11 protein-coding genes, 1 tRNA gene and 2 pseudogenes are annotated in these 13,822 nt (G+C 38.7%); 8 read left to right on the forward strand and 6 right to left on the reverse strand.

Features of this window, described 5'->3' with window-relative positions; genetic code table 11:
- Window positions 1-26 precede the first annotated feature (26 nt).
- Window positions 27-554 (forward strand): annotated as a pseudogene (locus tag B4237_RS17150) (phosphatase PAP2 family protein); the annotation flags it as partial.
- Window positions 555-871: 317 nt separating this feature from the next.
- A complete protein-coding gene (locus B4237_RS17155) occupies window positions 872-1,681 on the forward strand; it encodes a metal-dependent hydrolase (RefSeq protein WP_278596065.1) in 810 nt (269 codons plus the stop codon).
- Between the two features lie 199 nt (window positions 1,682-1,880).
- On the opposite strand, the gene B4237_RS17160 is transcribed toward B4237_RS17155, so the two are convergent.
- Together B4237_RS17160 and B4237_RS17165 are read right to left on the reverse strand one after the other, a co-directional pair.
- Window positions 1,881-1,956 (reverse strand) — tRNA-Arg (locus tag B4237_RS17160).
- A gap of 69 nt (window positions 1,957-2,025) precedes the next feature.
- A complete protein-coding gene (locus B4237_RS17165; RefSeq protein ID WP_026094034.1) occupies window positions 2,026-3,384 on the reverse strand; it encodes an amino acid permease in 1,359 nt (452 codons plus the stop codon).
- A 370-nt stretch (window positions 3,385-3,754) separates the two neighbouring features.
- Here B4237_RS17165 and prpF point away from each other — a divergent pair, with 370 nt between their 5' ends.
- From prpF to B4237_RS17180, 3 genes are all read left to right on the forward strand, one after another.
- Complete coding sequence (prpF, locus tag B4237_RS17170) at window positions 3,755-4,942, forward strand: 2-methylaconitate cis-trans isomerase PrpF (protein ID WP_007484233.1); 1,188 nt, start codon at window positions 3,755-3,757, stop codon at window positions 4,940-4,942.
- Window positions 4,943-5,100: 158 nt separating this feature from the next.
- A complete protein-coding gene (locus B4237_RS17175) occupies window positions 5,101-6,012 on the forward strand; it encodes a polyprenyl synthetase family protein (protein WP_278595323.1) in 912 nt (303 codons plus the stop codon).
- Window positions 6,013-6,025: 13 nt separating this feature from the next.
- Window positions 6,026-6,316, forward strand: a complete 291-nt coding sequence (locus tag B4237_RS17180) for a DUF3817 domain-containing protein (protein WP_278595324.1) — start codon at window positions 6,026-6,028, stop codon at window positions 6,314-6,316.
- An 83-nt stretch (window positions 6,317-6,399) separates the two neighbouring features.
- Here B4237_RS17180 and B4237_RS17185 read toward each other — a convergent pair whose 3' ends face one another.
- The 4 genes from B4237_RS17185 to B4237_RS17200 form a co-directional block, all read right to left on the reverse strand.
- Window positions 6,400-7,248 (reverse strand): SPFH domain-containing protein, encoded by an 849-nt coding sequence (locus tag B4237_RS17185; RefSeq protein ID WP_004877049.1) that lies wholly within the window; start codon window positions 7,246-7,248, stop codon window positions 6,400-6,402.
- A gap of 18 nt (window positions 7,249-7,266) precedes the next feature.
- A complete protein-coding gene (locus B4237_RS17190) occupies window positions 7,267-7,728 on the reverse strand; it encodes an NfeD family protein (RefSeq protein WP_286944097.1) in 462 nt (153 codons plus the stop codon).
- A 99-nt stretch (window positions 7,729-7,827) separates the two neighbouring features.
- On the reverse strand, window positions 7,828-8,745 hold the full coding sequence (locus tag B4237_RS17195) for a patatin-like phospholipase family protein (RefSeq protein WP_061518670.1): 918 nt from the start codon (window positions 8,743-8,745) through the stop codon (window positions 7,828-7,830).
- Between the two features lie 63 nt (window positions 8,746-8,808).
- Window positions 8,809-9,435 carry a lysophospholipid acyltransferase family protein gene (locus B4237_RS17200; protein WP_061392490.1) on the reverse strand — a complete coding sequence of 209 codons (627 nt, stop codon included), beginning with the start codon at window positions 9,433-9,435 and terminating at the stop codon, window positions 8,809-8,811.
- 145 nt (window positions 9,436-9,580) lie between these two features.
- Between B4237_RS17200 and B4237_RS17205 the strand changes: the two genes are divergently transcribed.
- The 3 genes and pseudogenes from B4237_RS17205 to B4237_RS17215 all read left to right on the forward strand — a co-directional run.
- Window positions 9,581-10,873, forward strand: coding sequence for an MFS transporter (locus B4237_RS17205; protein ID WP_278595326.1), 1,293 nt, complete (start codon window positions 9,581-9,583; stop codon window positions 10,871-10,873).
- A 329-nt stretch (window positions 10,874-11,202) separates the two neighbouring features.
- Window positions 11,203-12,308: pseudogene (locus B4237_RS17210) on the forward strand (porin).
- Between the two features lie 307 nt (window positions 12,309-12,615).
- Window positions 12,616-13,822 (forward strand): phosphoethanolamine transferase (locus tag B4237_RS17215; protein WP_414632352.1); only part of this gene is annotated, 1,207 nt, incomplete at its 3' end.

The raw sequence follows: 13,822 nt of genomic DNA on the forward strand, positions 1-13,822 counted from the left end.
TCAGATCAAGTCTGAACTAATACAATTTATTCCATAGCGTTAACTCCTTTGCAACACACTCATTAGCTTTTGATAACGTAATGATATTCCTCGCAAATGACCTGAATACTGTTTTTATTAGTTTTCTGGTGTTTCTATTGGTTATTCAATGGAAAACGTATCGCTTATTGTTTGCTAAAACCTTATTTATCGTTTTGTTATCAATTGCTTTTAGTGATCTGATTGAGATGTTCTATCACCATCCACGTCCGTTTCAGTTGGATTTGGGGCATAAGCTGATTGGTCACGGGTCAAGCTCTTCTTTTCCTAGTCAGCATACCCTCACAATTGCCGTGATTGCATTTACTTATCTGATAGCTGGTTATAGGGCGATTGGTATTGTGGGGCTATTTGTTGGTGTGATTGTTGGATTGGCTAGGGTTTATGTAGGTGTGCATTTTCCTTTCGATGTGATTGGATCTTTTTTGATCGGTTTCTTACTGGTTGTATCTACCAATTATGTCATCAAAGGCTTATTACTTAGACGACGTAGAATTAATTTGGCGGTTGAATAAGGTTTTATTATTCGGAGAGTGATCAATGAAATCTTTTGAAATCTAGGGCTACTATTTTTTAGGGAAAATGCTGTAGTTCAAAATTATCTTGATCAGATTGTTTGGAGTTAATACTCTAAAGTGTATTGACAGTATGCGTGTGTAGGCTATAACTTACTATTAGTTTTAATTTGGAACTTACTTAAGTCTATATGTGAATTTCATAGTTTAGGCAATTGTTTGATTGCCAATAATGCGAAATATGAGACTTGGTCTGTGAGCAAGTTACAATGATATTGTAATCGCGTGCTAAAGTTTTATCAGTAAGGAAAGCCATGATGTCAAAACAAGTGAATACGATTACTGTGCGTCAAACGCAATTCAAACCTGAAAACATTAATGCGCATTATACTGAATCAACTTTGATGTCACATTTTCTCACAGCATTATCGATGAGCTTTCCACAAGGTGAGCGATTTTTTGTAGAAACTGTTCGCAATGTACGTGATCAAGTGAGTGATGAACAACTTCAAAAAGACATTTCAGGCTTTATTGGTCAAGAGGCGCATCATGCACGTGCCCATGAGCAATTCAATCAACTGGTACAAAATAGCGAATATCATCTAAAAAAATTTGAAAAAGCGTATGAGCAGGAAATGATTCGTTTGCGAGGGTTGAGCCAGCGTCGCCAATTGGCTGCAACTGTTGCATTAGAACATTTTACTGCGATGATGGCGGGGTATATGCTTGAGTATCCAGATGTCATGTTCAAAGGTTTATCTGAAAATATGAAAAATCTTTGGCTTTGGCATGCTGTTGAAGAAATTGAACATAAACATGTGGCATTTGATGTATATCAACAGGTTTTTGATAATCTAGCTCAGCGCCGTCGAAGCATGAGAACCATTACCTTAGGGTTTATCAGTAGTACTGTAATTATGACAAGTCATCTAGTATGGCAAGATCGTCGAAATACACTGTATCAGCCAAAACAAATTTTAAAGAATGCGAAAACGCTAGTCGGCCTAACACAAATGATGTGGCGTTTATTACCTGATTATTTGGCATTTTATAAAGCTAGTTTCCATCCCTCAGAGATTGATCAACAGGACTTGTTGAGCAAAGCGAGAGAATTGTTGGTGGTTTAATTTACTAAACCTATATTCAAAAACGAGTTTATTCACTTTGTTGTTTGATGCGTTGAAGACATCAATACTAAGTTGGTTCTAAGAAGGAGTTAAGAGGCAATTACTCTTTTATCCTTTGAACCATTCAAGAGGATAAGTATTGAATGGTTCGTTAATTGCTTTTTGATTGTTTTAGTCAATAATAATTTACACGATAAAATGGTACGCCCTGCGGGACTCGAACCCACGTCGGTCGCTTAGGAGGCAACTGCTCTATCCAGTTAAGCTAAGGGCGTATAATTTAATGATTATAAACAAAAAAGTGATTGCCTTAGCAATCACTTTTTAATAAATCGATCAATTATTTAGTCAGTTTTCTTTTTATTTAAAACATTAAATAAAATAAACATGAGCACAATCCAGATCGGAATCATCAGTACAGATTCTTTAAAGCCTTGCTGCCACATGATGTATAGAACAACTGCAATAAATGCTAAAACTAAATAGTTACTCAAAGGAGACCATAATGCAGGGAAACTGGTTTTTAAACCTTTCTCTTTCGTCATTGCTTTGAATTTTAAGTGCGTTAAGCTGATCATCGCCCAGTTCAAAACTAAAGCACCTACCACGATATACATTAAATGACCAAGAGCATCTTCTGGAACAAAGTAGTTCAATAACACACAACCAAAGATCAATAATGCAGAAAGCAAGACTGCTGGTACAGGTACACCTTGCTTATTTACTTTCGCAAAAACTTTCGGTGCGTTGCCTTGTTCAGCCAAACCAAACAGCATACGGCTATTAGCATACATACCACTGTTATAAACGGAGAGAGCAGCCGTTAGAATAATAAAGTTAAGTAAATGTGCAGCCCAACCAATCCCCATTTGACTGAAGATCATCACGAATGGGCTCTTGTCTAAACCACCTAAATCAAGCTGATTCCAAGGCACAAGCGATAATAAAATTGCGAGTGAACCGACATAGAAAATTAAAATACGAACAACAACTTGGTTAATCGCTTTTGGAATTGTTTTCTTTGGATCATTCGCTTCAGCTGCTGCCATACCAATTAGCTCAATACCACCAAAGGCGAACATGAGGAAGGCAAGCATATAGAATAGCCCATCAAAGCCATTCGGAAAGAAACCGCCGTGTGACCATAAGTTGCTAAATGACGCTGTTGAGTTTGCATCTGCGGTAAACAATAAATACAAACCAAAAAGAATCATAGCAACAACAGCAGTGACTTTAATGATTGCTAACCAAAACTCAGATTCACCGTAGAATTTCACATTGGTGAGGTTGATCGCAGTAATGATGACAAAGAAGAATAATACTGACTGCCAAGCCGCAATATGAGGCCACCAGTAGTTGATATATTTCGCTACCGCCGTGAGCTCACTCATGGCAACGAGAATATATAAAACCCAATAATTCCAACCTGATAAGAAACCAGGAAATTTACCCCAATACTGATAAGCAAAATGGCTAAATGAACCTGCAACAGGTTCTTCAACGATCATTTCACCGAGTTGACGCATGATTAGAAAAGCAATCAAGCCGCCAATCGCATAACCCAAAATAATAGATGGTCCAGCAGACTGGATGACTTGCGCAGAACCTAAAAATAAGCCCGTACCAATAGCCCCACCCATCGCGATGAGTTGGATATGGCGGTTTTTTAGTCCACGCTGAAGTTTAGAAGAATCGTTGTTCAAAGGACTGAGCTCGACGAGGAATAAGTGGATTATTCTAATAGATTGAAAGATTTTCGCCTAGTAAAAGTACAGATGAGCTATGACTGGAAAGTTGTTTTTAAAATTCATTTAAAATCTTATATTTGAGTGAATAGTAAACTAAGCTTTGTATTTTATTTATACACTTAAATAAAGGCTTTGTTTAATTAACCTTGTTTAGTGGTTTAAACGCCATTGTTAAATTTACAGAATAGACTCAATATCAAAGACATATTTTGTTCACGATCGATGATCTAAAATCAATTGGTCGTATGGCATTTTCGATTGCTGTGCAGTAATTTAGACTCAAAATTTACTTGCACCAAGTACATGATAGAAGGATGAAATTGACATGAGCTCAGTACCGCAAATTAAAGTCCCTGCAACCTATATGCGTGGTGGCACAAGTAAAGGTGTATTTTTCAAATTAGATGATTTACCTGAAGCGGCACAAGTAGCAGGCAAAGCTCGTGATCAACTTTTACTTCGTGTAATTGGCAGTCCAGATCCTTATGGTAAACAAATTGATGGAATGGGAGGTGCAACCTCTAGTACCAGTAAGACGGTGATTTTGGCAAAAAGCACGCAGCCAGAACACGATGTTGACTATCTTTTTGGGCAAGTTTCAATTGATCAGCCATTTGTCGACTGGAGTGGAAACTGCGGTAACTTAACTGCTGCAGTGGGTTCATTTGCGATTTCTAATGGTTTAGTTGATGCTGATCGTATTCCTGAAAATGGCATTTGTACGGTGCGTATTTGGCAGAAGAATATTCAAAAAACCATTATCGCGCATGTACCAATAACCAATGGGCAAGTACAAGAAACAGGTGATTTTGAGCTTGACGGTGTGACATTCCCAGCAGCAGAAGTTCAAATTGAGTTTTTAGATCCAGCAGATGATGGCGAAGAGGGTGGCGATATGTTCCCTACCGGTAATGTCGTCGATCAGCTTGAAGTGCCTGAAGTTGGTTCATTCCAAGCCACCTTTATTAATGCAGGCATTCCAACGATTTTCTTGAATGCTGAAGATATTGGTTATCAAGGTACAGAATTACAAGACCATATCAATGGTGATTCGGTGGCATTAGCGCGTTTTGAAAAAATTCGTGCTTATGGCGCAGTGCAAATGGGCTTAATTAAAGATATTTCTGAAGCAGCAGCACGTCAACATACACCTAAAATTGCATTTGTTTCAAAACCAAAATCATATACATCTTCAAGTGGAAAAGCTGTTGACGCTACAGATGTTGATTTACTGGTTCGTGCGCTTTCAATGGGTAAATTACACCATGCCATGATGGGCACAGCTGCGGTTGCAATTGGAACGGCAGCAGCGATTCCCGGAACTCTCGTTAATTTGGCTGCTGGCGGTGGCGAACGTGAAGCTGTTCGTTTTGGTCATCCATCTGGAACGTTACGTGTAGGCGCTCAGGCTGACTTGATTGATGGCAAATGGTCAGTGAAAAAAGCCATTATGAGCCGTAGTGCGCGGGTATTGATGGAAGGTTGGGTACGCGTACCGGGTGATACGTTCTAATCAAGATTTATAGTCGATAAAACCTCCTTTTTAGGAGGTTTTATTATTTTGAATGGATTAAAAATACAAACACAATTTAGTGAGGTAAATAGTGTTATGATGTCGCCACTTTGGCAAGTTCTGTCATTTATTCTTCCATTTAAATTCCAGAGGCAATCGTGTCATCTATTTCTCAAGTTAATGCGGATGTTTTAAAACAAGCTCAACAACGTATTCAACAAGATTTATTGACAGCATTGGCTGCATTTTCGATTCCAGAACCCTTAAAAGCCGCAGTACACCACGCGGTAATGTTAGGTGGAAAGCGAATCCGTCCAGCACTGTGTTATGCCACATCTGCATTAAAACCAAATCCTCATTTTGCTGCTGCTCGACGTGCTGCGGTTGCAGTTGAATTGATTCATTGTTATTCACTGGCACATGATGATTTGCCTTGTATGGATAATGACTTGCTGCGTCGTGGTCAGCCGACTTGTCACGTTGCTTTTGGCGAAGATACCGCTTTATTGGCGGGTGATATTCTGCAATCCATGGCGTTTGAGATTCTAGGTAGCCGTTTATTCGATGAACAAGGGCAGGGCACTGATCCTGCAATTGTACTAAAGCAGATGCAAATTTTAGCGACAGCCAGTTCAAAAATGGTTTGTGGACAGGTTTTGGATTTACAAGCTGAAGGCAAACAGGTCGATCAAGCCGAACTTGAAAATATCCATCGCAATAAAACAGGTGCATTAATCCAAGCGGCAATTATGATGGGTGCAGTCACGGTTTTCGCTGGAACTGATCAAGCAATTCCAAAGCTACGCCAGTTTGGGCAAAGTATTGGCTTAGCGTTCCAAGTTCAAGATGACATTTTAGATATTACGGCAAGCACCGAAACACTCGGAAAAACTGCGGGTAAAGATGAACAGGTGCAAAAATCTACCTATCCTGCGTTAATGGGATTAGCGCAAGCACAAGCCTACGCGCAAACATTACATGATCAAGCCTTTGAAGCTTTGGCATTCTTTGGTGAAGACGCAAAAGATCTCACTGCAATCTCTCAATTTTTATTGGCACGTCAAAGTTAATTTAAGGCATGTTATGAATATTCAATCTTTACGTATTGTTGGCACACTTGAAGGTATTTCATTTTTACTTTTACTCGGCATCGCAATGCCAATTAAATATATTTGGGGAAATCCAATTTTCGTAAAATATATTGGTATGGGGCATGGTGTTTTGTTTATTTTGTTCCTCGTGATGTTGTTTGTGGTATGTCATCGCATGAAATGGTCTTTATCAGTCTTTAATATGGGGTTGATTGCGGCTGTATTACCATTTGGCCCATTTGTATTTGATCGCAAGGTTAAGCAGCTTGCTGATCAGAATTAAATTAAAGCGACTTATTTAAAAATCTAGAGAATAAAAAAGCCATGGAGAACCATGGCTTTTTGCATACAGAACGATAATTAAAATTAACGTCCCATAATTCCGCGAATCGTGTTCAGTACATCGGCAGGGAGTACGACAGTCTTGGCATTGTTTGATTTTGCCATATCTTGCATTGCTTTCACGTATTGTTCACCGAGTAGGTAAGCAACTGGAATTTCTTTATCACCTACCGCACTTGTAACCATTTCAATGGCACGTTGTGAAGACTCGGCAAGAACAACCTGTGCTTCTGCATCACGACGAGATGCTTCAAGACGACCATCTGCTTCCAGAATCGCAGCTTGTTTTTCACCATCCGCTTTGGTCACAGTCGCACGACGCTGACGTTCAGCAGCAGCTTGTGCTTCCATCGCAGCCTGCATGGTGTGTGATGGTTGAATATCCTGAATTTCAACTGTTTTAAGGGTAATACCCCAGTCTGAGATATCATCAGAAATGGCAGCTTTAAGTTTAGCTTTGATGTGATCACGAGATGAAAGTGCATCATCCAAGTCCATTTCACCTACGATAGAACGCAATGAAGTTTGAACAAGGTTTTGAATTGCCCAAGTATAGTTCTCGATCCCGTACACTGCTTTTTCTGGTGTCGTGATATTAATATACGCTACAGCATTGGCAATAATGACGGCATTGTCACGAGTAATCACTTCTTGAGAAGGAATATCTAAAACAATATCTTTGGTTGTGATTTTATAAGCAACTTCATCAATATACGGAATGACAAAGTTAAGACCTGGACGTAAGGTAGTATGGTATTTACCTAAGCGTTGTACAATCCATTTATAACCTTGGGGAACAATACGCACCCCTTTAAAAATAGTTGTACCAATAAAAGCGAAAAGCGCTAATACAACAATAGTACCGACAGACATTGAAAACCCTCTTTGTGTTTATGCGGAGCTATGCGGTTGAACGACTAAATCATTACCCAAAATATCAATAACTTGAACGCGATCCCCAACTTTTACTTCGGCTGTTGAACGGCAGTTCCATTCATCAGAGCCCAAGATAGGCATCGGAAAGCGTACAATAATTTGACCATGATCGAGTCCAGTATGGATGACCATGCCAACTTGTCCAATGGTTGATTCACGAGACAAACCAGCTTTGGTTTTATCGATTGAAAGTGGTTTTATAAACTTAAACCAAAGAATCGTGCATAAAATAGATAAAATTCCCCAAGTAATTACTTGGGTTGTAAATCCCATCATCGGGAAAAGCCACAACAAAATGCAGACCATAACGGCTGCAATGCCAAACCATAAAGCGGCAAAAGCTGGCAAAATTAACTCTGAAAGAATGAGTAAAATCCCTAATACAAACCAGTGCCAAGGCTCAACTACAAATTCCATAGATTTGCTCGTGTGATTAAAGTGAGTAGAGGTGAATAAATATTCACCTCTTGCACTCTATCAGATCATTATCTTTATGAATATACAAAGATTGTTTTTTTAGAATTTTGGTCTTGGGGCAGGTTTAAATGCTGCTGGAGATTTCTTAAAATTAGTAATTGCGCTTTGAATTGCCGTGATTTTTGCTTGCGCAGCTTTCTCACCTTCTAGAATGGCTTCATTACTCGATTTAAGGTCGAGCACACCTAAATGTCCGACTTTAGGTTGAATCACAATCGTCGCTTGGTTGAGTTCTTCATTAATACTTTGTTGTCCCATAATATTAATGGTTTGATCGAGTAATCCCCACATACTCAGTGGTTTGTCACCCGTTGGACGTGCTGAAATATCGACAGCAATCACAATATCCGCGCCCATATCTTTTGCCGTTTTTACAGGAATTGGACTTACTAAGCCGCCATCAACGTATTTAGTGCTGCCAATCACGGTTGGAACAAACACATTTGGGATACTGCATGATGCTCTAACTGCTTGTCCTGCATTACCTTTGATGAATTCAGCCTTTCTACCATTATCTAATCGGGTTGCTACTGCTGCAAAACGAATTGGAAATTTTTCAATCGGCTTATTACCAACCTGAGCATTGACATAGTTTTGTAGTTTTTGTCCGAGGATGAAGCCTTGGCTATTCAAAGTAAGATCGCGGATATCCGACTCTTGGAGTTTGAGCGCTAGATTTTGCATTTGATACGGTGTTTGACCACTTGCATAAATGCTCCCGACAAAGCTACCCGCACTCGTGCCTGTTACGATTTTTGCTTTAATGCCGTGGGACTCTAATACTTTGATCACACCAATGTGAGAGAACCCTTTCGCACCACCACCACCTAGAGCCAGTGCAATCACTGGTTCACGTGCTTTTAATGTCGTTGTGGGCGGTGTTTTTTTCGTTGCTTGATCACAGCCGAATAAAGCAAGGCTAAGCAGTGCCAAACAAGAAAGTCGAGCAATTTTCATAACAGTTGAAGATAAAATAGACAGAGGAGATGGGCACATCAGATCAGATTTGCCCTTAACTTTCTAGTTTTTTTTCACAAGTTTTTGTAATGGTTCAGCCAGCCAATGTGGGTTTTTCGGCGAAAAATGACCTTCATAAAGACTCATAATTTTTTCTAAATCTTGTTGATAGTGACCTGTTGGGGTAAAAGCCCCTAAGCTATAAATGGTTTTATGGTCGTAATCGAAAGAGAACATCACAATTGGAATACCCGCTGCATGAGCAATATGGTAGAAACCACTTTTCATTTTCTCTGCTTTTTTACGTGTTCCTTCAGGTGCCATACCTACCCAAATTCGATCATATTTTTGAATGGTTGCGACAACTTGCTCCGTTAGCCCATTGGTACTGTCACGGTGAACAGGAATCAATCCAGCCCAGTCTAAAAGTGGTTTGAAAGGTGGTTTAAATAACGTATCTTTGCCTAAAACTGTGATTTTTAACCCTAAGCCACCAATCGCTAGAAAACCATACCATCCATCGATATTTGAGGTGTGTGGTGAAATAATTGCGACTGCTTTAGGTAGGTTTGGAATATCGCCCACAACTTTCCAGCCTTGGCTTAAAAAGATTTTTTTACACAAAGCCCGACTATAATGAGTTCCACGTTGGGGAACTAATGGTGGTAAATCTGGAAAATGTTGTGGCATAAGTAAAGCTAAATAATGACAACTATAATTATCTTAAACGCTGAGGAGATACTCTGCATTGGCAAAAAATGAGAAAATATCGTCAAGATTTTGAGAGGATTAGATACTTTTGAACTTACTAAGCACTTGTCGAGGAAATTGATACATGCCTAATTTACGGCAAGTTTATGTCTTATTATTTTCACTGTATTGGGCTCAAGGTCTACCTGTCGGCTTTATGACACATGCTTTGCCCGTCATTTTGAGAGCGCAAGGTGTTTCACTGGCACATATCGGCGGTTTTGGTTTGTTGATGCTGCCGTGGTCAATCAAAATATTTTGGGCTGCCTATGTTGATCGTTATGCCATACCTTATCCATCCGTTTTCGGCAGGGAAAGAAATGGGAGTGTTAATATTGGCCATTATCGAAGCTGGATTATTCCTACACAGCTTTGTAGTGTTTTGATTTTAATTTTACTTTCATTTTTCCCCATTCAAGCTTTGGATCAACCAAGTTACTTGTTGATCTTCTTTGTTCTATTGTTATTGAGCAATCTAACAGGCGCAACGCAAGATATTGCAACAGATGGTTTGGCTGTTAATTTGCTTAAAACTGATCAACAACATTGGGGCAATACCTTCCAAGTAATTGGTTCAAGGCTTGGCTTTATTGTCGGTGGTGGTGCTGTATTGTGGAGTCTGGACTGGTTGCAATGGCAAGCAACTTTTCTATTACTGGCTGGGATTGTGTTTTTAAATACATTAGCGATCTTATTTTATAAAGAACCTGTTCATCCTAAAGCTTCTATTGATATTGCAAAAATACAGACATCACTACTTCAAGCCGTTCGACAATATCTTGCTTACTTTAGTTCATCTGTAGAGTTAAAAGCTTGGTTAATGGTGTTAATCAGCTTCAAAATCGCTGATGGGCTTGCAGGACCACTTTTAAAACCGTTAATGGTTGATATGGGGCTGAGTTTTTCGCAAATCGGAATTTACATTACCATGCTTGGTGCAATCGCAGCATTGATTGGTGCAGGTATAGCAGGACTATTGCTTAGATATTTTTCTAGATCATCGGCTTTGATTTTATTTTCAATATTAAAAATACTTAGTCTTATCGCTTACGGTTATCTTGCTTATGCATTTGAGCATCAATCTCCGATTGCGCCGATGTGGTTGTATGCTGTCAATGCATTTGAAGATGCATGTTCGGCAATGCTTTTGGTCGTGATGCTGACTTTAGTGATGCAATACAGCCGTAAAAATTTTGCTGGTACAGACTTTACTTTTCAGGTTTCTGTGATGGCGACGATCAGTGGTTTGCTGTATTTAATGAGTGGGATAATAGGGGATTGGCTAGGGTACACTTGTTATTTAACTGTGATTTGCATGATCGCGGTGATTTGCTTATGGCCGATTTATTACTGGTTGAAAAAGGCAAGACCACATTAGATATTTATTACAAAATTAATTTTTTTTATTCTAAGTTGAAATATTTAATGGGCGTGTACAAGGATAAAAAGAGATGAAGACCCTATTTCAATAAAATCAAAAAATTGCCTACCAAGATTTGAATCGCTTTAAATTAAAGAATTGGTTGTTTTTATAAGATATTGATAATAAATGATATTATTGAATGTTTTTTATTTTTAACGATAAGTGATCATCGTGTATAAAAATTAAACTTTAGTCGAAAATAGAATAAATAAATAAGATTTTAATTGTTTTGTCATATAAAGTTAATGTGTAGGATTTGTTACAAATTAACTAGGATGTCAACAATGAAAATCAAAATTGTAACAGCAGCAGTGCTCAGTTTACTTGCAACATCAACTTTTGCAGCGCCAACAATCTACGGTGAGATTGATGCTAGCGTTGACTATTTACCAGAAAAAATGCAACTAAATCGAATAAAGATGTTTGGGAAATTAGTTCAAACAGTTCTTTTATCGGCGTAAAGGGTGATGAAAAACTGACTGACCGTTTAAGTGCTGTATATGCTGCTGAATGGGGTTTTAGTGCTGATGGTGATAGTAGTGACTGGACTCAACGTAACCGTTATGTAGGTTTAAAAGACAGTCAATTGGGTACTGTTAAAATCGGTAAGCATGATACGCCGTTGAAACAATTATCAAGTGTAGTAGATACCTTCAATAACTATGTCGCAAATAAAGCGGATGTAACAGGGATCTTCACAGGCGAAAACCGTATTGATAATGTGGTGGTATATGAATCACCAGCAGTGAAACTTTTAGACGGTGGTTTCAAATTCAACGCATTACTTGCAACAGGTGAATCTTCTGGGATTAAAAAATCCAGTGGTGGAGCTAAAGTTTCTGGTCGTGGTTTAGGTGATGCATGGTCAGCTTCTGTTGTATATGAAAACCCAATGGTTGTTGCAGCTTTAGCTTATGACAAAGCAATTCCAAGTAATTTCTTAGGACGTGGCATGTTAAATGCTGCTGAACCTGAAATAGGTGGTGGATCTTTATTTGCAGCAGCGAATACTGTTCGTGCCATTGGTCGTGTGAATCCAATTGATGGTTTGGCGTTAAAAGCAATGTACCAAACATCAGAAGTAGAAGCTGTTGCTGGAAATGATGCGGGTTCTGAGAATATTGATGATGCACAAGGTTGGTTAATTGGCGCTGAATATAATATTCCTCAAGCGAAAAACTGGACGGTAAAAGGTCAGTACAGCCAAAATGATACGAGCTTTAAAGATAACTCATCTGATTTTAAAGCGAAGCAAATTATCGCTGGTGCAGACTATGCTTTTAACAAACAAGTTAAAACTTATGGTTATGCAGGTTATTTGACACTTGAACAAGCAAGTAAGAAAGACAAGCAACCAGTTGCAGGTTTAGGTTTAGAGTTCAAGTTCTAATACTTTAGCTTAAAACAACACCCTTAAGCGCTGCTTATAGGGTGTTTTTTTATTTCAATTTTTCTTCATTACACTATAATCTCCTTATCCACTGGATGGCTTGTTAACAATAAAATAATACGATGTTTGGAATGATCGGGTATAAGGAAATTATTGTTTTCATATAAATAATTTTTAGCGTCATGATACGAGTTTTAGCGTTCAATCAGCAGTATTGTGAAACATCAAGTATTTAGTTTAAGTCATCTTTAAGTTTCAATTTTTATCTTAGCGAAGCTAAGAATTTTCTTTTTAGATTGTGATGATTATGCTGCTACAAAAACTCAAGATCAGGCCGATTTCACTGCTTACTTTTAACTTATTGCTCGCAATTTGGTTAGGAGTTTTCCTGAATATCGCTTTTTATGAAAAGCTTCAATCCCTTACTCCTTATACCGGCATCAAAGCAGGTCTATTTGTTGCGGCTTCGGTTTTGGTTGTTGTTGCACTGTATAACTTTATTTTTCAGTTATTCAACTGGAAGTGGACGGCTAAGCCAATTGCAATTGCACTGGTTTTTATCGGTGGATTTGCTTCATATGCAGTGAGCACCTTAGGTGTCTTGATTACTTCTGATCAAGTGCAAAATCTGATGCAGACAGATATGGCAGAAGCGCGTGATACTTGGTCTTGGCATTTGGTTGTTTGGACCTTAGGGATGACGGTTTTACCGATCATTGCGATTTTAATGGTAAAACTAAAATCTGAACCTATCGTTGGTCAGTTGCTCAAGAAAGTAATTGCTTCTGTTGTTTCTTTAGCAATGGTAGGTGGTCTGCTTTTTGTTTTCTATGTTGATTTTGCAGCAATCTTCCGTGAAAACCGTGATTTGAAAGGTATGATCTCACCACAAAATATGATTGCATCTTTTGCGTCTTATTATAAAAAGAAAGCACCTAAAGAAAATCTTCCGCTCGTAACCTATGGTGAAGATGCAACGATGCAAAAAACTGATGCATCCAAGTTGCCTAAATTAATGGTTCTAGTCGTCGGTGAAACTGCGCGTGCAGAAAATTTCTCTTTAAATGGGTATAGCAAGAACACCAACCCTAAATTATCGAAACAAGACATTATCAATTTTTCTCAAGTGAGTTCATGTGGAACGGCAACGGCAGTTTCAGTACCTTGTATGTTCTCAGGTATGCCACGCGAAGATTATGATGAAAGTCTAGCGAATCATCGTGAAGGATTGCTAGATATTGCTAAGCGAGCTGGTTATCAAGTGACATGGATTGATAACAATTCTGGTTGTAAAGGAACGTGTGACCGTGTTGAAGAGTTCAAAATTCCAGAACCCATTCAAAAGAAATGGTGTAAAGATGAAGAATGTTTTGATGATATTTTAATTGATAGTTTAAAAGCATACTTAGCGACGATTCCGAAGGATGATACACGTCCGCATTTAGTTGTATTACATCAGATGGGAAGTCATGGGCCTGCGTATTACAAACGCGTCCCACCGCAATACAAAGTCT

This window comes from Acinetobacter sp. UBA6526 (assembly GCF_002434875.1).
Lineage (GTDB): Bacteria > Pseudomonadota > Gammaproteobacteria > Pseudomonadales > Moraxellaceae > Acinetobacter > Acinetobacter venetianus.

Coding starts and splice junctions, on each gene's coding strand:
- B4237_RS17155 (WP_278596065.1), top strand. CDS start 872: ATGTCAAAACAAGTGAATACGATTACTGTGCGTCAAACGCAATTCAAA.
- prpF (WP_007484233.1), top strand. CDS start 3,755: ATGAGCTCAGTACCGCAAATTAAAGTCCCTGCAACCTATATGCGTGGT.
- B4237_RS17180 (WP_278595324.1), top strand. CDS start 6,026: ATGAATATTCAATCTTTACGTATTGTTGGCACACTTGAAGGTATTTCA.
- B4237_RS17185 (WP_004877049.1), bottom strand. CDS start 7,248: ATGTCTGTCGGTACTATTGTTGTATTAGCGCTTTTCGCTTTTATTGGT.
- B4237_RS17190 (WP_286944097.1), bottom strand. CDS start 7,728: ATGGAATTTGTAGTTGAGCCTTGGCACTGGTTTGTATTAGGGATTTTA.
- B4237_RS17195 (WP_061518670.1), bottom strand. CDS start 8,745: ATGAAAATTGCTCGACTTTCTTGTTTGGCACTGCTTAGCCTTGCTTTA.
- B4237_RS17200 (WP_061392490.1), bottom strand. CDS start 9,435: ATGCCACAACATTTTCCAGATTTACCACCATTAGTTCCCCAACGTGGA.
- B4237_RS17205 (WP_278595326.1), top strand. CDS start 9,581: ATGCCTAATTTACGGCAAGTTTATGTCTTATTATTTTCACTGTATTGG.